Here is an 18173-nt window from a genome sequence, read left to right as displayed (position 1 = left end):
CGAGCGGCCAGTCGCTCCCGGGAGTCCGTGATGGAGGATATGGTTCGCCTGATCGAGCCGCTGGTACCGGCCCTGCGACGGTATGCGCGCGGGCTGCTGCGCGATCGCGCGGCAGCTGACGATCTGGTTCAGGACTGCCTCGAGCGAGCCATCGGCCGCTGGCACCAGCGCCGCGCCGATGGCGACCCTCGTACCTGGATCTTCGCCATCCTGCACAATCTGGCGATGACCCGGCTGCAGCGCTCGGCAACCCGGCCGCGCCATATCGGGCTCGACGAGGCGGACGCAAGCGGGCTTGCGGTGTCCGCACGACAGGAGGACGGCCTGCGCTACCGCGAGCTGTTGGCGAAGCTGGCGCAATTGCCGGACGAGCAGCGGACGGTGCTGCTGCTGGTCACGGTGGAGGAGCTCTCCTATGGCGAGACGGCCAAGGTGCTCGACATTCCGGTCGGCACCGTGATGTCACGCCTGTCGCGTGCGCGCGAAAGGCTCCTGAAGATGATGTCCGACGAGGCGGCGCCGCAGTCAGGCCGCCCGTATCTGCGGAGCGTGAAATGAGCCACCGGCCCATCACCGAAGACGACCTGAACGGCTTCATCGACGAGACGCTCGATGCCCGGCGTCAGGCGGAGATCGTCGCCTATCTCGCAGCGCACCCCGATGTGGCGAAACGCGTCGCGGGGATGTGCGAACAGCGCGACATGTTGCGCGCTGCGCTGGCCCCGGTCGCCGAAGAACCGCTGCCGCCGGAGCTTGATCTCGCTCGTCTGGTCGAGACGTGGCGGCGGCCGGCGCGGCTTCCGAGATGGGCTTCGGCAGCAGCGGCCATTGCGCTCGTCATCCTCGGCGGCGCCGGCGGGTGGGCGCTGCGCGGCCTCTCGCAGTCCCCGCTCGAAGGTGTGGCGGCGCTCGCCCACGAAGCCGTCGCAAGCTACGCCGTCTATGCGCCGGACCGGGTTCGCCCGGTCGAGATTCGGGCGGATGATCGCGCGCAGCTCGTTGACTGGGTCTCGCAGCGGCTCGGCCGGCCGATCACCGTGCCCGATCTTTCAGGTTCGGATTTTCGCTTCATGGGCGGGCGGATCGTGGCGACCGCGCATGGCCCGGCAGCCCTGTTCATGTACGACGACGACAAGGGCAGCCGCCTCGTGATGCTCGCGCGACCGATGACGGTCGACGCGAATGCCGCCATGGCTCGCCACACGGTGGATGGCGTGAGCGGCTTCAGCTGGTCCGACAATGGGCTCGGCTACAGCCTCGTCGGAGCCAGGCCGGCAGAGGCGCTGCACCCGCTCGCCGATGCCGCGCGCCGACAGATCCGCGACAATGCCTGATTGTCACGCAATCCAGGGAAAGCTCCAATCAAACCTCACGTCTCCCCTGGCCTCCCGCGGTTCGATGGTGGCCCCCGGCTCCCGGACCAAAGCATCGGCCCGAAAAGTGGATTGCGATTTTCGGGGCAGAGCCGATGCAAGCACAAGAGGTCAGGTCATCGGGCCGGATACGACGTCCGGTCCGATGATCTGGCGGCCAGGACGACGGCAGCCTTCATCGCATTCGCTACGGCCTGACATAGGTCCAGCCCTTCTCCTGCAGTTCCATGACGCGCACGACGCCGGATTTGACCAGCGTCGCCTCGGGGATCAGGCCGATCTCCTTGTTCTCCGTCTTGCTCATGTTCTCCTGGGTGTTGCCGCAGGCCTTGAATGAGATCGACGGCGTGCTCGCCGTGATCGCCTTGATCCGTGCCTTCACCGGCGAGGTATCCTCACGCAGCATGTGCAGGCCGGGACCGAAGGTGACGATCTCGATCTCCACCTTCTCGCCGAGGTCCTTGTAGTATTGCGCCACGTTCGTCGCGTTGTTGAGCGCGAGATTCATCGTCGCCGGCTCGTTGGTGTTGACCTGCAGGATGAGCTGGTGCGGCTTCTTTTCCGCCGCGGGTTTTGCGGTCTGCGCCGTCACCTGCTTCTTCGGCTGCGCCAGTGCCGGCGGCAGGACGATCAGCAACGCTGCGAGGCCGGCCAGCGAGACCCTCATGGCCTTGGCATATCCAGTCATGGTCTTCATCTCCCGTGGTTTGCGACGACGTGGGCAATGGCTTGGGCGACGGCTCGGACGAGGACGACTTGAGCGCGGACGTTGGTCGCGGACGACTTGGGCAAGGAGCTTGGGCAAGGAGCTTGGGCAAGAAGGCCTGAGCAAGAAGGCTTGGCGAAGACTACGGGTTCCGCGGCCTGGCGATGGCGCCCGGCCAGTTGCAGGCTGAGGCGACCTTCTCCCTCACCCGCTTCAGCCCGCTGAGCGCAAAGGCGCCGTCATGGGCAGCGCCGACACGCGGAGCGAGACGAATGGCGAGGTCGCCCTCGTCCGGCAGCGCCAGCAGGAGCTGCGCGACATCGCCCTTGAAGGCGACGCCGGTGCCGAACGAGGGCTGCGCGGCCGCCGCTTGCACCGACTGGCCGTCGTTGACGCGGTAGGAGATGGTGTAGTCCGTGCCGCCCTTGGCGAGCGCGGGGCCTGTGACGACGAGTTCGGTGCGGCCGCCACGGCAATGGATGGCGAGCTGGCTCAGCGCGCCGTCGGAACCGGCCCGGGCCGGGGCTGTGGCGGTGACTAGCGGGCTATAATTCACCGGCGAGGTGGTTTCACTGATGATCCAGTTCTCGCCCCCGCGCGCCTGAGGCGCCGCTGGCTCCAGGCGTTGCGAGAGCGTGTCCAGGCATTTCAGCCGCTCGGCCTGCGCCATCTGGGAGCAGGCTCGCAGATGCGCCATCGGGTCGGGCGCCGCATTGGGTGCGCCTTGCGCGAGCGCGATCCCGCTTGCGGCGGCGAAGGCGACGGAGAGCGCGAAGGCCTTCATTGCAGCGCCCGCGGGGCGCGCGCCTGACGATCGAGCCATTGCTGCGCCGCCGAGAACCGCTCGAGCCCGGGCACGGTCGCGGCCAGGTTGATCGACTTCCATTTGGGGTCGAAGCCCGGCGCCTGGAGCTGGTCGATCCGGTTGAACAGCGTGTCGACGAAACGGGCGACGCGCTGATAGCGGTTGGTCTGGGGCTGCCAGTTGAAGGCGACGAGCGCAGTCGGCACCGAGATGGTCGGGACGCGCTCGCCGGCCTTGATCAGCCCGGGATATTCGCCCGCCTCCAGCACGGCCGGCAGATAATAATCCTCGAACTTGCTGTCATAGGGAACGGGGAGGAACTTGAATCCCGGCTCGAAACGGCCGCGCACGAAGGCATCGACCGGCTTGGAGGTGATGAAGACGACCGCCGCCATCTCGCCCTTGCGCATCTGCTCCAGCGCGATCGGGTGGGGGATGAAGGTCTTCTCGGCGTTGATGCCGAGGCGGCTGAAGATCAGCGGGCCGGAATAGGCGGCAGCCGTGCCCAGCGTGTTGAAATTCACCTTCTTGCCGGCGAGGTCCTGCAGGCTCTGGATCTCCGGCCGGACAAAGATGTGCAGCTCCGAGGGGAAGAGATTGAGCACATAGGTGATCTGCCGCCGGATCTGCGGCATCTGGTTCCTGTATTCGTCCAGCGCGTCGGAATTGATGATCGCGGTGTCGATCCCGCGCAGATAGAGCAGCGAATTCAGGTTCTCGGTGGGCCCCCTGGTCACGATCGGCAAAACATGCAGGTTCGGCCCGTCATCGACGACGCGCGCCATCTCGGCCGCGAAGCGCAGCGGCGCCCCCTCGATCAGGCCGCCGGCGAGACCGACGGTCCAGGCATTCATCCGCTCCTTTTCCGCCTCAAAGGTCGGCGCGCGCCGCGGCGCAGCCCCGCGCACGGCCTCCAGCCGTGTCGTCTGCGCCTGCAGATCGCCTGGCGGGAGCGCCGGGACAAACAGGGTCAAGGCGGCGAGCAGGCACAGGCATCGTCCTGGAAACAGCGTCATTCCCGAACTCCCCTTTGGCATCCCCATTCGGCCATTCGGCCGTCTCCGCCCCCGCCCGAGCGTTTTACTGACGCAAGCCGTTCAAGCGCTCCTTCGCCTCCGGGATGCCGCCGGCCTGCGCCTTCGCATAAAGCTCGCGCGCCCTCGCCGCCTCGCCCCGTGTGCCATAGGTCCGCCAGGTCGAGAGGATGGCGGGGTCATAGGTTTCCGCGAGCATGAAGAACGCCCGGGCGCTGCCGGTTTCCGCGGCGCGCTCGAGCACGATCCGCGCCGAGGCGATATCGCCCTGCCCGATCAGGACGCTGGCGCGCGCAATCAGCCGCGTCGCCTCTGCCTCGCTGGCGACCGGCGGCGGCGCTGGCGGTGCAACGGGCTCGGCCAACGCGGCCGGCCTGGTGATCTGGTTCGCGGCCTGGCTGGAGGCCTGGTTGGCCGGCGCAGGCTCGGGCGTGGCGCGCGCCACCGCCGTGCGCCGCGCCGCCTCGAGTTCCCGCGCCAGCGCAGCCGCCCTGCCGCGCTCGTCCTGCAGAGCCTGGCGCAGTTCCGCCGCGGTGCTCTCCGCCGCCTGCCTGAGCTTTCCCGCCTCCTCGCCCGCCTTGCGCAGGTCCGAGACCTGCACCCCGGCGTCGCGCCGCGCCTTCGCCAATTCGTCCGCGAGTGCGGCGCCGCGGGCGCGCTCCTCCTCGAGCCCCTGGCGCTGTTGCGCCGCGCTCGTGGCCTGGGCCTCGCGCGCTGCTGCAATCTCCCGCGCCAGCCCGGCGGCTTTCTCCTGCTCCTGCCTGAGCGCGTCTGCGGTCTTCGCCAGTTCCCCCTGCTTCAGCTGCGTCGTATCCTCGCCGGCCTTGCGCAACGCTGCAGCTTGCGTCCCCGCTTCACGCTGCACCTTCGCCAGCTCGGCGGCGAGCGCAACGCTATGGGCGCGCTCATCGTTGAGCGCCTGACGCTGCTGCGCCGTGCTCGCGGCCAATGTCTCGCGCGCCGCCGTGACCTGAAGCGCGAGCGCTGCCGCCCTTTCGTGCTCCTGCCTCAGCGCGTCCGCAGTCTTGGAGGCGTCTGCCGTCCTGGCGGCCTCCGCCTGCCTGAGCCCTGCGGCCTCCTCGTTCGCCTTGCGCAGTTCCGCCAGCTGCAATCCGGCTTCGCGTTGCGCCTTCGCCAGTTCGCCGGCGAGTGCCGCGCTGCGGGAGCGCTCCTCCTCGAGCGCCTGGCGCTGCTGCGCCGTGCCCGTCGCCAGCGCCTCGCGCGTGGCTGAAACCTCGGCGGCAAGGGCCGCCGCCTGCCCGCGCTCCTGCCCCTGCGCATCCGCATTGGTTTCGGACTGTGCCTGCCTGAGCCCTGCGGCATCCGCATTCGCCTTGCTCAGCTGCGCCGCCTGCGTTTCGATTTCGCGCTGCGCCTTCGCCAGAGCGCCGGCGAGCGCGGCGCTGCGGGCGCGTTCCTCGTCGAGCGCCTGGCGCTGCTGCGCCGTGCCGGCAGAAAGCTCCTGCCGCGCCGCCGCCACCTGCTGTACGAGAGCGGCGGCCTGCTCACGCTCCTGCTTCAACGCGTCCGCAGCCTTGGCGGCGTCTGCGGTCCCGGCGACCTCTGCCTGCCTGAGCCTCGCCGCCTCGTCGCTCGCCTTGCTCAGCTCTGCGATCTGCAGCTGCCTCTCGCGCTGCGCCTTCGCCAATTCGCCCGCGAGCGCCGCGCTGCGGGCGCGCTCCTCGTCGAGCGCCTGGCGCTGCTGCGCCGTGCCGGCAGCGAACTCCTGCCGCACCGAGGCAACCTCACCTGCGAGCGCGGCCGCCCGTTCGCGCTCCAGCTTCAGCTGCTCGTCCTCTTCGCCCGCCTTGCGCAGTTGTGCCGCCTGCATCTCCAGATCGCGCTGCGCCGACGCCAGCTCGTCGGCCAAGGCGCGGCTGCGGGCATGTTCCGCCTCGAGCGCCTGGCGCTGCTGCTCGGTGTCCGCGCTCAGTGCCTCCCGCGCTGCGGCAACCTCGCGCGCCAGCGCAGTCGCCTGCTCGCGCTCCTGTCCAAGCGAGGCCGCGGCCCTTGCGACCTCCTCCTGCTTCAGTTGCGCGGCGTCTTCGCCGGCCTTGCGCATGTGCTCGGCCTGCATCCCGGCGTCGCGCTGCGCCTTCGCCAGTTCGCCAGCCAGTGCGGCGCTGCGGGCCCGTTCGCCTTCGAGGGCCTGGCGATATTGCGCAGTGCTGTCAGTGAGCTCCTGCCGCGCAGCAGCGACCTGTTGCGTCAGATTTGCAGCCTGTTCGCGCTCCCGTCGGAGCGCTTCCGCGGATTTCGCGGCCTGCGCCCGCAATTGCAGCACGTCCAGCTGTTCGAGGGTGCGCCCGGCCTCGACCGGATCTTCCGCCCGGGTTTCGGGCGGCCGGGAATTCGGGGATTTCTGCGCATCGGGCGCCGGCGCCGTGGTCAGCTGCCGGATGTCCGCCGGCGCGTTGGCCCGGCTGGATTCGCCCGTTCGCGGCGCTGGAGGCGGGCTCTTCGCGTTCCGGTCCGGCGACGGGGCGCGCATCGCGACCTGCGGCCCGGCCTTGCCGCCATCGTCGCGCTGAACCAGGCCGCCGATCCAATAGAAAAACAGCAGCGCCGCAGCGACGAGCGCGGCGGCGGCGATCGGCAGATAGAGGCGTCGCCTCGAGCGGCGCTCCGTGGCGCGATCATCCGGTCCTTCGCCCTCGAGAAGGAAGTAATTGTCATGAGCCAATGGGTGCCAATGCGTCGGCGTGATCGTGATCGGCTCATCGTTCTTGCCGATCCACTGGCCTGTCGCCGCCTTCCAGTGAGCAACGTCATAGATGCCACTCGAATCATCCTCGAGGATGACGAATGTCCCGTCCTTCGGTGCGGTTTCGATCTCGTTGCGCATTTAATAGACGCCTGTTCAGGCGGTCTTAGCGGACCATTACGTCTCCACTTCACCTGCAAGGGAACGCCAATCCACCCCGGCAGGTTGCGCAAAGGTTACACATTATTGTGGAGCTAGGCCACAACGTCCCGGCACTGGGGGAAATCCGACAGTATCCGCACGTATTGCGCGTAAAAAACTCTTCCGCGCTTGCGCATCATCAGGGCCGCATAACCGAGCGCGGCCGTCGCGATGCGCCCCCGCCGGAGCGGACGCTGCAGCACGTCCCAGCCATGGCGCGGGCCGCGGGGCGGGATCGGACGGAGGGGCCAGCATCCCGGAGCCTGCCCTTTCCCGCAGGGGCAGCAGTGCCTGATTGCAGCGCGGGGCGAGCCCGCGCCACGATTTCGGTCAGCGACTGGGTGGCACGGAGATCGGCGCCCTCGCCCTCAGCTCATCGGACCGTCCCGAAAACCGTAATCCAGTTTTCGGGACGATGAGCTAAGCATCTGTGTTTGCATCGGCTTGCCCGAAAACCGCAATCCAGTTTTCGGGCCGATGAGCTAAGCATCTGTGTTTGCATCGGCTTGGCCCGAAAACCGCAATCCAGTTTTCGGGCCGATGCTTGGCTCAGAACATGAAGCTCGGGCCGCCCCAGGGCCCGAAATCGAAGGCATCCTGCGCCATCGCCGCCGTCATCTGGCGTTCGTCGGCCAGCTTCTTGGCGAACACCATCTGCCGGAACTGGGCATAGGCCGTCTGGTCGCCGAAATAGACGCATTGGCAGACGATCGGGTCGGCATAGACATAGACCATCTGGTTGTTCTTGACCTGCTGGACGAACTTGTTGGGCGGGAACTTGCGCAAGGTCGCCAGGCGTTCCGGCGTATTGGCGGGCTGGGGAACGAAGCCCGCCGCCGACAGCATGTCTTCCTTGTTCTGAACGGCGTCAGTGGTCGACTGGCACCCGGCCAGCGCCAGGCCGATGGACACCACCAGCCCCGCCAAAGAACATTGCTTCATCGATTATTCCTCCGCCCCGGAATGGGAATGCGCGCCCGGACGTTCCCCAACGCGAGGCGGACCATGGACCGGACGTTGCGGCTTTCAAAGCGCGACTGGCGCAACCCCACCGCCCCGGCCCGCAGGACGACCAGCGCGGCTGCGCCGCGATGACCGGCCGGGACATCGCGACGTCATTCATCGGGAGGCGGTGGAAGGCCGCTCCTACTGCATGTCGGCGAAGGCATCCTTCAGGCGCGAGACGGCCTCGGCGACATTGGCGCGCTGCGTCGCCAGGTTGAAGCGCAGGAAATTGTCGCCGCCGGAGCCGAAGGTCGCGCCATGGCTGGCTGCGATCTTCGCCTGTTTCTCGACCCTTGCGATGAACTCCGTCGACTCCATGCCGGTGCCGGAGAAATCGACCCAGGCGAGATAGGTCGCCTCCAGCGGCATTGAGCGCAGGCCGGGAATGCTGTCGATGCCCTCGTCGAAGAGCCGGCGATTGCCGTCGAGATAGGCGACGAGCTCGTCGACCCAGGCCGCGCCCTCGGGGCTGTAGGCGGCGGTCGCCATCGCCATGCCAAACGAGTTCGGCGAGATGCCGAGCGCGTTCATCCGCGCCCGGAACGGAGCCCGCAGCGCCTCATCGGGGATGATGACATTGCCGGAATGGCAGCCGGCGATGTTGAAGGTCTTGGTCGTCGCGGTCATCATCACCAGGCGGTCGATGATCGCGGGCGCCGCCACGGGCATCGCGATGTGCTTGTGGCCGGGCATGACGAGATCATGGTGGATCTCGTCAGAGACCAGGATCAGGTCGTGACGCACGCAGAACTGTGCGATCTCGCGCAGCTCGTCGCGGGTCCAGACCCGCCCGCCGGGATTATGCGGCGAGCAGAGCAGCAGCATGCGCTCGTTGCCGGTCATCTGCGCATCCCAGCCGGCGATATCGAGGAGGTAGCGACCGCCCTCGTTCACGAGCTTGCATTCGACGACCTGCCGCCCCGCCGCCTTAATGATGCGGGCGAAGGCGTGGTAGACCGGGGTCATCACGATGACGCCCTCGCCCGGCTTGGCATAGGCATCGACGCAGAGCGCCGTGCCGTTCACCAGCCCATGCGTGGTGAAGATCGCCTTCTCATCGACTTCCCAGCCATGGCGCGCCTTCATCCACCAGCGGATGGCGTCGTTGCTCGCCCGCTCATCGCCGAAATAGCCGTAGATGCCGTGCGCCGCCATGGCCTCGACCGCAGCTTGCACGCAGGCCGGCGGCCGGAAATCCATGTCGGCCACCCACATGGCCAGCCCACCGGAGGGCGAAACCCCGTAATGGGTCTCCATCGTGTCCCATTTCGCGCAATGCGTGCCGCGGCGGTCGATCCACTGGTCGAATGTCTGAGCGATGGTCATCAGGGTCCTCAGGTGAAGGGCCGTTTCGGAGAGGCCGTCTTGGGGAGAAGCAATGCCGCGTCGGAGGCTCGCGCGCCAGCAGAACACACGCAATCCATGCCAGCGCGGCGCGCGTACGTGCTGCGGCAAAGATCCCGGAAGCGGCCCGGCTTCGACATCTTGGACGTGGAGCGCTTCAGCCAGTATCGGCAGATTTGCGTGAAGTCATCGGGTAAATTCTGAGCGCTTTGCTTGTAATTTTTTAGACACGATCGTCATCGAATTCAGAAACTTAGCCACAGAACCTCGACAGGAACATCGAAGCGGGCGAAATATGACGCGGTGGCGCCAAGCAGCGCCTGACGTCTGTATTCACGGTCCCTGGCGGAGGGTGTGGATGGCGACGACGACTGCGATGGCCTCCTGCCGCGAGGCGGCAGCATCTTTTCCTTTTGATACCGCGTCTCGGGACGCATTGCGGCATGGCTGCGGGCCTTCACGGCCTTCTCCAGGCCCGAACCGATTCGACCACTGATCTGAGTCCTGCCGCGCCCGAAACCGGGCGCCATGAGGCGGCCGTCGAACGGCCGCGGTGACGGGAGGGGGCGATGGCGGCACGCAAAGCGAGGCTTTCCCAATCCTGGCCCTGGGGCGCGCGCCTGCTCCTCGGTAGCTGCGGGCTGCCCTTGCTCGGGGCTGGCGCGGCCCAGGCACAAGCCTGCCCGCCTGGGCCGGTCGCGGTGAACGGCACGAGTTGTGTCGTGCCATTGGGCTCGACGATCACGGTGATTTCGGCCGCGACGCCAGGACTGCGGGCGACAAATCCCGGTGGGCAGATCAGTGCAAACAGCGTGACGATCAATCTCGGACCGGGTGCGGCCCCGAGAAACTATATCGGCGCCGAAGCCGTCGATGGCGGCGTGATCAACTTCGATGGCAGCACCCTGGCGACCGTACAGGCCGCCACCGGCCAGCGCGGGCTCGTCTCATCCGGCGCGGGAAGCCATATCTCTGCGAACGGCGCGAACATAACGCTCGGCACCGGGGCGGTCGCGGTCACCGACAATCTCGCGATCCTTGCCAGCGGCGGCGGAACTGTCTTTGCGCTCGCCGCCAATGTTGCAACGCTTGGCGGAGGCAACGGCAGTTCCAACCACGCGGTGGTTGCCACAGGCACCGGCAGCCGGATCGACCTCGTTGGCGGCACCGTCAGCACGGCCTCCCGGGGCTCGTTCGGCGTGCTCGCGCAAGGCGGCGGCACGATAGTCCTGGCCGACACGACCCAGGTCACCACCAGCGGCGCTCAGATCGTTGCCGGAAACATCGGCAGTCATGCCCTGCTCTCCACCGGCGCGGGGAGCACGATCATCGGGACCGGTATTACGCTGTCCACGACCGGCGCATTTGCGAGCGCCGCCCGGGCCGAGATCGGCGGCTCGATTTCGCTCGCCGGCAGCACGCTCACCACGAGCGGCACCTCCAGCGCAGACACTGATCCCGCGTCAGCCATACGCGTACTCTCCGGAGGCTCGGCCCAGGTGGTGAACAGCACGATCATCACGACAGGCCAGCGCGGCACCGGCATCTCGGTCGAGGGCGCGGGATCGCAGGCCACCGTCTCCGGCACGACCGTCACGGCGGCAGGAACCCGCGCCAACGCGATTTTCCTCTTCACCGGCGGCACCGGCAGTTTCAGCAACAGTTCGCTGAGTTCCGCCGGCCCGAACGCCGTGCTGGTCCAGGATGCCGGCTCTGCCATCACGCTGACCAACACGCAGATCCAGGGCACGGGCGGCGCCGCCGTGATCAGCTACGGGCTGCGGGTGATCAATGGCGCGACCGCGACCATGACCGGCGGCTCCTCCTCGACGAACGGACGCGACAGCCCCGGCATCACGGCGGCCGGGGGCGGCACGGTGACGGCAACCAATGTCGCCGTCCGGACCTCGGGCAACGACAATGCCATGGGTGTGATCGCCGATCTCAACGGCTCGATCACCCTGAATGGCGGCAGCGTCGAGACGACCGGCGGCGAGGTCAGGGCAGGCGCGCGCCCGCATGGCCTTGTCGGACGCAACCCGGGCGGCGTGCTGACCGCGACCGGGACCAGCGTGACGACATCGGGCTTCATTGCCTGGGCGTCGTCGCCGATGACGGCGGCACCGTGACGATCTCCAACAACCGGATTACGACCAGCGGCGTCAGCGGCATCGGCCTGTTCTCGGTCACCGAGCAGACCGGGGCGGAATTCGTCGCAAACCTGACCGCAAGCAACCTTGTCCTGGAGACCTCCGGCAACCTGGCCCATGGCGTCACCGCGCAGTCGCGCAACGATATCTCCGCGCCGAAGGCAACCGCCACCGTGAACGATGCGGCGATCACCACCAGAGGCAACAACGCGGTTGGCCTGCGCGCCGTGCTCGGCGATTACGGCACGCGGCCGATCATCGGGCGCGGCGAAGCGGCGGTGATCGCCAACCGCACGACCGTGCTCACGGTCGGCGAAGGCTCGCATGGCGCGCTCTCGCGCGACAATCCGACCTCGGTGACGATGAACCAGACCTCGGTGCTGGCGACGGGCGCGACCGCGCATGGCTCCGTCGCAGAAGCCGGCGGCCTGATCATCGGCAACCAGGCGAGTGTGACGGCGACGGGCGCGCAATCGGCGGCGCTCTTCGTCATCGGTGCGCCCGGAGCCGTCTCGAACGCGCAGTTCACCGACAGCGCGCTGACGAATGTCAGCGGCCCGACGATCGGTGTTGCCGGCAACGGCAATGTCAGCCTGACCGGCTCGACCGCGGGTGGCAGCGGCGAGTGGCTGCGCGTCGGCAGCAGCCTCGCGTTCCCGCCGCTGACCCAGCTCCCTCCGCTCGGCGGCGTTCCCGACCTGCCGGATCCTGATCCCGACCTGCCGCTTCCCGGCGCCCTGCCCGGGTTGCCGCCGCCGACCGCGCTCCCGGTGGTGCCGGGCCTCGCCAACGTCACGGTGACGCGCTCGACCGTCACCGGCTCGGCCTTCACCGCGCCCGGCAGCGTCTCGAACGTGACCCTGGTCGACAGCACCTGGATCATGACCGGCAATTCGAACCTGACCAATCTCGTCAATGACCCGAGCCTGATCCAGTACACCCCGCCCGGCGGCGACCCGACCCTGCTTGCGAGCTACAAGACGCTGACGGTGGTGAACTATCTCGGCGAAGGCGGCCAGCTTGGCCTGAACACCTTCCTCGGCAATGACAGCGCCCCCTCCGACCGCCTGATCATCGATGGCGGCCGCGCCACGGGCTCCTCGCCGCTGCTGATCGCCAATACGACCGGCGCCGGCGACCTGACGCGCAGCAACGGCATCCTGGTCGTCGACGCGATCAATGGCGGCACGACCGCGACTGGCGCCTTCACGCTGGGGCGGCCCGTCGTCGCCGGCCCCTATGAATACCTGCTCTTCCGCAGCAGCGTCGATGCCTCGGGCCCCGACAACTGGTACCTGCGCTCGCGTATCAACCCGGGACCGGAGGACCCCGTGCCGAATTTCCGGCAGGAGACCTCGCTCTATGCGGCCCTGCCCGCGATGCAGCTGATCTATGGCCGCACCCTGATCGACAGCCTGCATGAGCGTGTCGGCGAATTGCGCCCGCTGGAGGCGCCTGCAGTGACCGAGGAGCGCACGATCTGGTGCAAGAACCCCGAGAAGAATTTTCGCTGCACGACCGTGGTGCAGTTGCCGGCGATCGCCACCGCGCCCGGCCGCTCCTATGCCTCTTCAGGCTGGGCCAGGATCATCGGCCAGCACGGCAATCAGGATGGCGTCCCCTGGGGCATCTTTCGCAACGGCCCGAATTACGATTACGACCTCTACGCCTTCCAGGCCGGGCTCGACCTTTATCGCGGGTTCAATGCCGACGGCAGCAGAGACCATGCCGGCATCTATGGCGCGATCGGCCGGATCGAAGGCGACGTCACGCATTTCAACGGCATCAAGGCCGGGACCAATAGCAGCGACGCCTATTCGCTCGGCGCCTACTGGACGCATTTCGGGCCCCCGGGCTGGTATCTCGACGGCGTCCTCCAGGGCACCTGGTATGATGCCAAGGCCGATTCCAAGCGCGGCTTCGTGCTCAACCGCGACACGTTCGGCTTCGCCGCCTCGCTCGAGGGCGGCTATCCCCTCCAGCTCGGCAACGGCTTCATCCTCGAACCGCAGGCGCAGATCGTCTACCAGACGGTGGCAGGCGGCTCGGCTTTGGACACCGCGGCGCTGGTGCGCTTCTCCGATGCGGAGTCGCTGGCCGGGCGCATCGGCGCGCGCCTCGCCAAAAGCTGGACGCTCGAGGAGGCCACACCCGGCGCGAGGCCGCGCTTGCTGACGGCCTGGCTCAAGGCCAGCCTGTGGAACGAGTTCCTGGGCAATCCCCAGACCTCGTTCTCCTCGGCGACCGGCTTCGTTCCCTTCCGCTCCGATCTCGGCGGCGCCTGGGCCGAGCTGAAGGCCGGCATCGATGCGCAGCTCACCCGCAACACCGCGCTCTACGCCACCGCCGGCTACTCGATCGGTTTCGACGGGCGCTCCCACGCCTATGACGGCCGGCTCGGGATCAAAGTGAGCTGGTAAAGGTTATCTCCGGGGCATTGGCCGGAACGGCCGAGGGCCGAACGAGCATCGTCGCCGATCCGACCTCTGACCCTCTGTCCTGCGGAATATGGAAGGAGCCGAGCCATGGCCAAGATGAAGGCTGCAGTGTTCGTGGAGAAGAACCGGATCGTCCTCGAGGACAAAACGATTCCCGATGTGGGGCCGACAGACGCGCTCGTCAGGATCACGACCACGACCATCTGCGGCACCGATATCCATATCCTGAAGGGCGAGTATCCGGTCGAGAAGGGCCTGATCGTCGGTCATGAACCGGTCGGCGTCATCGAGAAGCTCGGATCCGGCGTCGAGGGCTATTCCGAGGGGCAGCGCGTGATCGCCGGCGCCATCACCCCGAGTGGGCACAGCTACGCATGCCTCTGCGGTTGCGGCTCGCAGGACGGGCCGGGAACGCGCCACGGCTTCAAGGCCGCGGGCGGCTGGAAATTCGGCAACTCCATCGATGGCTGTCAGGCGGAATACGTGCTCGTCAGGGACGCCATCGCCAATCTGGCGCCTGTCCCCGACGAATTGACCGACGAGCAGGTCCTGATGTGCCCCGACATCATGTCGACGGGTTTCTCGGGGGCGGAGCGCGGCGGCGTCAGGATCGGCGATACCGTGGCCGTCTTCGCGCTCGGCCCGATCGGCCTCTGCGCTGTCGCCGGCGCCAGGCTGATGGGCGCGAGCACGATCATCGGCGTCGACACGGTTGCGGCCCGCATCGCGGTCGCGCGTGAGCTCGGCGCCGATCACGTGGTCGACTTCAAGGCTGGCGACCCGGCCGAGCAGATCATGACACTGACGGACGGGCGTGGCGTCGACGTCGCGATCGAGGCGCTCGGCACGCAGCAGACCTTCGAGGCCGCGATGCGCGTCCTGCGACCGGGCGGGACGCTGTCGAGCCTCGGCGTCTATTCCCGCGATCTCGCCATCCCGCTCGACGCCTTCGCGGCTGGCCTCGGCGATCTCAGCATCGTCTCGACGCTCTGCCCGGGCGGCAAGGAGCGGATGCGCCGCCTGATGAGCATCGTCGCCTCGGGCCGTGTCGATCTCAAGCCCCTTGTGACCCATCGCTTCACGCTCGACGAGATCGAAGCCGCCTACGAGCTCTTCGGCCACCAGCGCGACGGCGTCCTGAAGGTGGCGATCACGCCCTGAGCGCCGGCGCCCGGGCCTTGCCGCAGGTCCAGGGAGTGTTCCGAGCGGCGCTTGCGTGGCGGGAGGCCGATCCAATCCTCCTCCTCCGCACGAAACCGGCGGGCTTCGCCCTGTAGCGGCCGTTGCCGGCGCTGCCTATGCTCGCGCCGGATACGCAGATCACGCGAGGGAGCGGGAACGCCGCATGACAGCGATCATCACCGACAATGCCGAGCAATACCGCGATAACCGCAAGCTTGCGGCGCGAGCCCGGCTGCACAGCCAGTACAGCATCTCCGAGGCGGGCTGGTTTCCATGGGTGGCCGGGCAATTGCCGCTGCGTCCCGGCGACCATGTCCTCGATATCGGCTGCGGCCCGGGCTGGTTCTGGGCCGGGGCAGTCGACGAGCTGCCGCAGCCGATCAACCTGACGCTCGCCGATCTGTCGCCCGGCATGGTCCAAGAGGCGGTCGGGCGCTGCCAGGCCCTGTCGCTCGGATCGGTCCGCGGAGAAGCGGCCGACGCCACAGCGCTTCCCTTCGCGGACAACGTGTTCGATGCCGTCATCGCCATGCATATGCTCTACCATCTGCCCGATCCCGCCGCGGCCATCGCCGAGATGGCGCGCGTCCTGAAGCCCGGCGGCTGTCTCGCGGTCACGACCAACGATATCGGCAATCTGCGCGCGCTCTACGAACTCACCACGGTGTTCGGCAGCGACCCGGTCGATCCGTCCGGGGCAAGTTTCGGCTTTGAGACCGCCGAAAAATTGCTGCGGGCGCGCTTCGGCGAGGTGAGCTTTGCCCGGCAGCCGGCGCGGCTGCAGATCACCGATCCGGAGGACGTCTTTTTGGCGCTGACCTCCTATCCGCCGGGAGACAGGGCGACAGAGGCCGAGCTCGGCCGGTTTCGCGACGCGATCGAGGCCACCTTCGCGCGGGGGAACGGCGTGCTCGAAGCCGAGAAGCAGATCGGGCTGTTCCTCGCCCGGAAGGCGCAGGGATAGGCGAGCCTCTCTCGGGGGAGCGTAGTCTGCTTCGCCCCCTGCCCTTGCCGGCGCCGCCGGCAAGGGCAGGATTCACAGAGCCAAACGCAAAAAATGCGCCCGCCGGCCCCATGACGGGACCGGCGGGCGAAATGAATGGGGCTGATGGCTGTTGCGCCTATCGCGGCGGCGGGCGCACGCCTTCGAGGATCTGGCGGATCACGCGGATATCGCCCTCGATGGTCGAGAGGCGGTTGTTCGCCGCCTGCTCCGCATTTTCGCGCTTGGCGAGCTGGGCCTCGACGATGGCGATCCGCATGTCGTGGACATCGTCCTTGGCGCGCAACTGGCCATAGGACAGGCTGACGGTCACGATCACCGCCACGAGCGAGACGATTGTCATCCCGATCGAGAGGATGTTGCCGAGGCCGAGATCGAGACGCTGTTTCACGGCGTCCATCCGCATTGCCTTTCGCCATGCTCGTTATGCTTCACGACATCCGCCTTCTCGCGATCGCTCATCGCCGCCGCGGCCTGGGCCGAGGGCCGGAACGGGCGCGCGGTGTCGCAGAAATCACCTTCCATCCCGGCGCAGCCAGCGATGAAGGCGCTGCTCGAGAGCAGCAGGGCCAAGACTGTCGATCTCATCGTCACGCTTCCCTTTGTCTGTAATGGCCTTTCGGCGAGCGCGCTCCTGCTCGGCCTGAAGGGTTGCTTTCCCCTCGCGCCGGCCCTTCGCGTAGGCTACGATCAGGATTGCGAGTGCTGCGCCAAGCGCGGCGATGGCCCCGGCAAAGCGGCTCCAGAGGGCGGAAAGCGCGCTCACGCCGCCGCCTCCTGCTGTGCGCGATGCCAGCGCCAGAGCAGGAAGGCGCCGCCACACACGAAGGCGAGCGCCAGCACGAGCTGCGCCGGCCCGCTGGTGAAGGACTGGAGCAGGCCCGAGAGCGGCGTCGCGACCTTGATGGCATTGTCTACAGTCACGACCGGGGGTTTTGCGGGGCGCGCCGCAACCGTATTGCTGGCGACATGCGAGCCGCGCGCCCAGAGGCCGGCCTCGGCCGAGCGGCGGTTGACCAGGCCGTCCAGCCTTCGCCCGCCGGCATGGACCCATTTCATCAGCTCGCCGGGCACGGCCGCGACTTGGCCGCCATTCAGCGCCTTCAGCAGCGTCGAGCGGGCGAGCGCCCCCTCGCCGACATTGAAGGCAAAGGAGACGAGCGCCGCGAACTGCCCCTCATTCAGCGGCACCTTGACCAGGCTCGCGACCGCGCGCTCGAACCGGGCGAGATCCTTGATCAGAAGCTGTTCCGCTTCCCGCTGCGTGATCTTCAGGCCCGGCCGGACATGGGCCCCCGTCGAGCCGTAGCCGATCGTCAGGACGCCGGCGATGTCCCGATAGGCGGTCAGCCGGCATCCTTCCCAGCGCTTGACCAGCGCCAGGCCTTCATCGCTGATGCGACGCGTCATGTCTGTGCTCCAGGCAAAAGAAAAGGGCCGCCGGCAAGGGCGACCCTGGGGGGTGAATCGTTTGGGTGTTTGGGTGCTCTAAAGGAGGTTATTGCTCAATATTTTCAGAACTTTAGGCGAGTGCATCAGGATGCCGGGGCCGTGAACGCCTTGGTGATACGACCGACCTCGTGGACTTGCGCCCTGCCCTGCGGCAGGATTGACGCATGATCCGTATCTCTCCTGCTACTCGTCGCTGTCGTCCTGTACGCCGTTGCCAATTTCCCGCCGATGGATCGTCAGTTTGAACGCTGCCGGACGGATTGGTTATCGTCGTTCAAGCCGACCTTTGAGCGACCGATCTCAGAGTTGACGCCGGTTACCTGTTCGTCCGGTCGTGCATGGCATCCAAGGGATACAACGTTCGCCCCGATGACCCTTGCCCCGCCGGGCAGGCTCTAACCTATTCCGCGTGCTACGTTAGACGGCTGCCGTGGCAATGAGCCCCCCAGCGCAAGATGATCTCGCCTAGCCAGTGACGAACCGGCTGGCGTTTGACAGCACCAAGGCCCTGCGCTTGACGCGACGAGCGTAACCGCTGTTTTCAGGCCACGGCCTTGAGCGGCTGGGGTGCGTAGGCCCAGGGCAGCAAGCCGTCGATCTGGCTTTGCGGATGGCCGGCGACGATGCGGGCGATGACGTCGCCGAGATAGGCTTGCGGGTCGACGGCGTTGAGCTTGCAGGTCTCCACGAGCGAGGCGATGACGGCCCAGTGCTCGCCGCCGCCGTCGGAGCCGGCAAAGAGCGCATTCTTGCGATTGAGCGCGATCGGCCGGATT

At 67.5% G+C, this 18173-nt stretch carries 16 protein-coding genes; 6 read left to right on the top strand and 10 right to left on the bottom strand.

Annotation, left to right across the window (positions count from 1 at the left end):
* Window positions 1-30 precede the first annotated feature (30 nt).
* Both AC1DW9_RS29205 and AC1DW9_RS29200 read left to right on the top strand, forming a co-directional pair.
* Complete coding sequence (locus AC1DW9_RS29205; protein ID WP_476776702.1) at window positions 31-558, top strand: RNA polymerase sigma factor; 528 nt, start codon at window positions 31-33, stop codon at window positions 556-558.
* Complete coding sequence (locus tag AC1DW9_RS29200) at window positions 555-1334, top strand: anti-sigma factor family protein (protein ID WP_476776701.1); 780 nt, start codon at window positions 555-557, stop codon at window positions 1332-1334. The genes AC1DW9_RS29205 and AC1DW9_RS29200 overlap by 4 nt, the downstream gene beginning before the upstream one ends.
* Window positions 1335-1560: 226 nt before the next feature.
* Here the strand turns inward: AC1DW9_RS29200 and AC1DW9_RS29195 are convergent, their stop codons facing one another.
* The 6 genes from AC1DW9_RS29195 to AC1DW9_RS29170 form a co-directional block, all read right to left on the bottom strand.
* The gene (locus tag AC1DW9_RS29195) at window positions 1561-2061 is read right to left on the bottom strand and encodes a DsrE family protein (RefSeq protein WP_476776700.1); all 501 of its coding nucleotides are present in this window, start codon (window positions 2059-2061) and stop codon (window positions 1561-1563) included.
* 160 nt (window positions 2062-2221) lie between these two features.
* Entirely contained in the window at window positions 2222-2863 is a 642-nt protein-coding gene (locus tag AC1DW9_RS29190) for a hypothetical protein (protein ID WP_476776699.1), read from the bottom strand.
* Window positions 2860-3900, bottom strand: coding sequence for a TAXI family TRAP transporter solute-binding subunit (locus AC1DW9_RS29185; protein WP_476776698.1), 1041 nt, complete (start codon window positions 3898-3900; stop codon window positions 2860-2862). The genes AC1DW9_RS29190 and AC1DW9_RS29185 overlap by 4 nt, the downstream gene beginning before the upstream one ends.
* Window positions 3901-3964: 64 nt before the next feature.
* The gene (locus AC1DW9_RS29180) at window positions 3965-6763 is read right to left on the bottom strand and encodes a coiled-coil domain-containing protein (protein ID WP_476776697.1); all 2799 of its coding nucleotides are present in this window, start codon (window positions 6761-6763) and stop codon (window positions 3965-3967) included.
* Window positions 6764-7372: 609 nt separating this feature from the next.
* Entirely contained in the window at window positions 7373-7765 is a 393-nt protein-coding gene (locus tag AC1DW9_RS29175; RefSeq protein WP_476776696.1) for a hypothetical protein, read from the bottom strand.
* A gap of 204 nt (window positions 7766-7969) precedes the next feature.
* A complete protein-coding gene (locus AC1DW9_RS29170; protein WP_476776695.1) occupies window positions 7970-9154 on the bottom strand; it encodes a MalY/PatB family protein in 1185 nt (394 codons plus the stop codon).
* A gap of 587 nt (window positions 9155-9741) precedes the next feature.
* On the opposite strand from AC1DW9_RS29170, the gene AC1DW9_RS29165 reads away from it, so the two are divergent.
* The 4 genes from AC1DW9_RS29165 to AC1DW9_RS29150 all read left to right on the top strand — a co-directional run bounded on the left by AC1DW9_RS29165 (window position 9742) and on the right by AC1DW9_RS29150 (window position 15906).
* Window positions 9742-11301 (top strand): beta strand repeat-containing protein, encoded by a 1560-nt coding sequence (locus AC1DW9_RS29165; RefSeq protein ID WP_476776694.1) that lies wholly within the window; start codon window positions 9742-9744, stop codon window positions 11299-11301.
* On the top strand, window positions 11298-13742 hold the full coding sequence (locus AC1DW9_RS29160; RefSeq protein WP_476776693.1) for an autotransporter family protein: 2445 nt from the start codon (window positions 11298-11300) through the stop codon (window positions 13740-13742). Before AC1DW9_RS29165 ends, AC1DW9_RS29160 begins: the two co-directional genes overlap by 4 nt.
* Before the next feature lie 105 nt (window positions 13743-13847).
* Window positions 13848-14921 (top strand): NAD(P)-dependent alcohol dehydrogenase, encoded by a 1074-nt coding sequence (locus tag AC1DW9_RS29155; RefSeq protein WP_476776692.1) that lies wholly within the window; start codon window positions 13848-13850, stop codon window positions 14919-14921.
* Window positions 14922-15105: 184 nt separating this feature from the next.
* Window positions 15106-15906, top strand: a complete 801-nt coding sequence (locus AC1DW9_RS29150; RefSeq protein WP_476776691.1) for a class I SAM-dependent methyltransferase — start codon at window positions 15106-15108, stop codon at window positions 15904-15906.
* A 157-nt stretch (window positions 15907-16063) separates the two neighbouring features.
* On the opposite strand, the gene AC1DW9_RS29145 is transcribed toward AC1DW9_RS29150, so the two are convergent.
* From AC1DW9_RS29145 to AC1DW9_RS29130, 4 genes are all read right to left on the bottom strand, one after another.
* Window positions 16064-16336 (bottom strand): hypothetical protein, encoded by a 273-nt coding sequence (locus AC1DW9_RS29145; protein WP_476776690.1) that lies wholly within the window; start codon window positions 16334-16336, stop codon window positions 16064-16066.
* Window positions 16333-16533, bottom strand: a complete 201-nt coding sequence (locus AC1DW9_RS29140) for a hypothetical protein (RefSeq protein WP_476776689.1) — start codon at window positions 16531-16533, stop codon at window positions 16333-16335. Before AC1DW9_RS29140 ends, AC1DW9_RS29145 begins: the two co-directional genes overlap by 4 nt.
* A 174-nt stretch (window positions 16534-16707) precedes the next feature.
* On the bottom strand, window positions 16708-17355 hold the full coding sequence (locus tag AC1DW9_RS29135; RefSeq protein WP_476776688.1) for a lysozyme: 648 nt from the start codon (window positions 17353-17355) through the stop codon (window positions 16708-16710).
* Window positions 17356-17938: 583 nt separating this feature from the next.
* The coding region (locus tag AC1DW9_RS29130) for a transposase domain-containing protein (RefSeq protein ID WP_476855252.1) at window positions 17939-18173 on the bottom strand (235 nt) is incomplete at its 5' end.

Source organism: Allobosea sp. P4_E12, assembly GCF_056401655.1.
This window is presented reverse-complemented; position numbering and strand designations above follow the sequence as displayed.

What these genes read in the sequence shown, in the direction of transcription:
- AC1DW9_RS29205 (WP_476776702.1), top strand. Translation starts at nt 31, where the DNA reads ATGGAGGATATGGTTCGCCTGATCGAGCCGCTGGTACCGGCCCTGCGA.
- AC1DW9_RS29200 (WP_476776701.1), top strand. Translation starts at nt 555, where the DNA reads ATGAGCCACCGGCCCATCACCGAAGACGACCTGAACGGCTTCATCGAC.
- AC1DW9_RS29195 (WP_476776700.1), bottom strand. Translation starts at nt 2,061, where the DNA reads ATGACTGGATATGCCAAGGCCATGAGGGTCTCGCTGGCCGGCCTCGCA.
- AC1DW9_RS29190 (WP_476776699.1), bottom strand. Translation starts at nt 2,863, where the DNA reads ATGAAGGCCTTCGCGCTCTCCGTCGCCTTCGCCGCCGCAAGCGGGATC.
- AC1DW9_RS29185 (WP_476776698.1), bottom strand. Translation starts at nt 3,900, where the DNA reads ATGACGCTGTTTCCAGGACGATGCCTGTGCCTGCTCGCCGCCTTGACC.
- AC1DW9_RS29180 (WP_476776697.1), bottom strand. Translation starts at nt 6,763, where the DNA reads ATGCGCAACGAGATCGAAACCGCACCGAAGGACGGGACATTCGTCATC.
- AC1DW9_RS29175 (WP_476776696.1), bottom strand. Translation starts at nt 7,765, where the DNA reads ATGAAGCAATGTTCTTTGGCGGGGCTGGTGGTGTCCATCGGCCTGGCG.
- AC1DW9_RS29170 (WP_476776695.1), bottom strand. Translation starts at nt 9,154, where the DNA reads ATGACCATCGCTCAGACATTCGACCAGTGGATCGACCGCCGCGGCACG.
- AC1DW9_RS29165 (WP_476776694.1), top strand. Translation starts at nt 9,742, where the DNA reads ATGGCGGCACGCAAAGCGAGGCTTTCCCAATCCTGGCCCTGGGGCGCG.
- AC1DW9_RS29155 (WP_476776692.1), top strand. Translation starts at nt 13,848, where the DNA reads ATGGCCAAGATGAAGGCTGCAGTGTTCGTGGAGAAGAACCGGATCGTC.
- AC1DW9_RS29150 (WP_476776691.1), top strand. Translation starts at nt 15,106, where the DNA reads ATGACAGCGATCATCACCGACAATGCCGAGCAATACCGCGATAACCGC.
- AC1DW9_RS29140 (WP_476776689.1), bottom strand. Translation starts at nt 16,533, where the DNA reads ATGAGATCGACAGTCTTGGCCCTGCTGCTCTCGAGCAGCGCCTTCATC.
- AC1DW9_RS29135 (WP_476776688.1), bottom strand. Translation starts at nt 17,355, where the DNA reads ATGACGCGTCGCATCAGCGATGAAGGCCTGGCGCTGGTCAAGCGCTGG.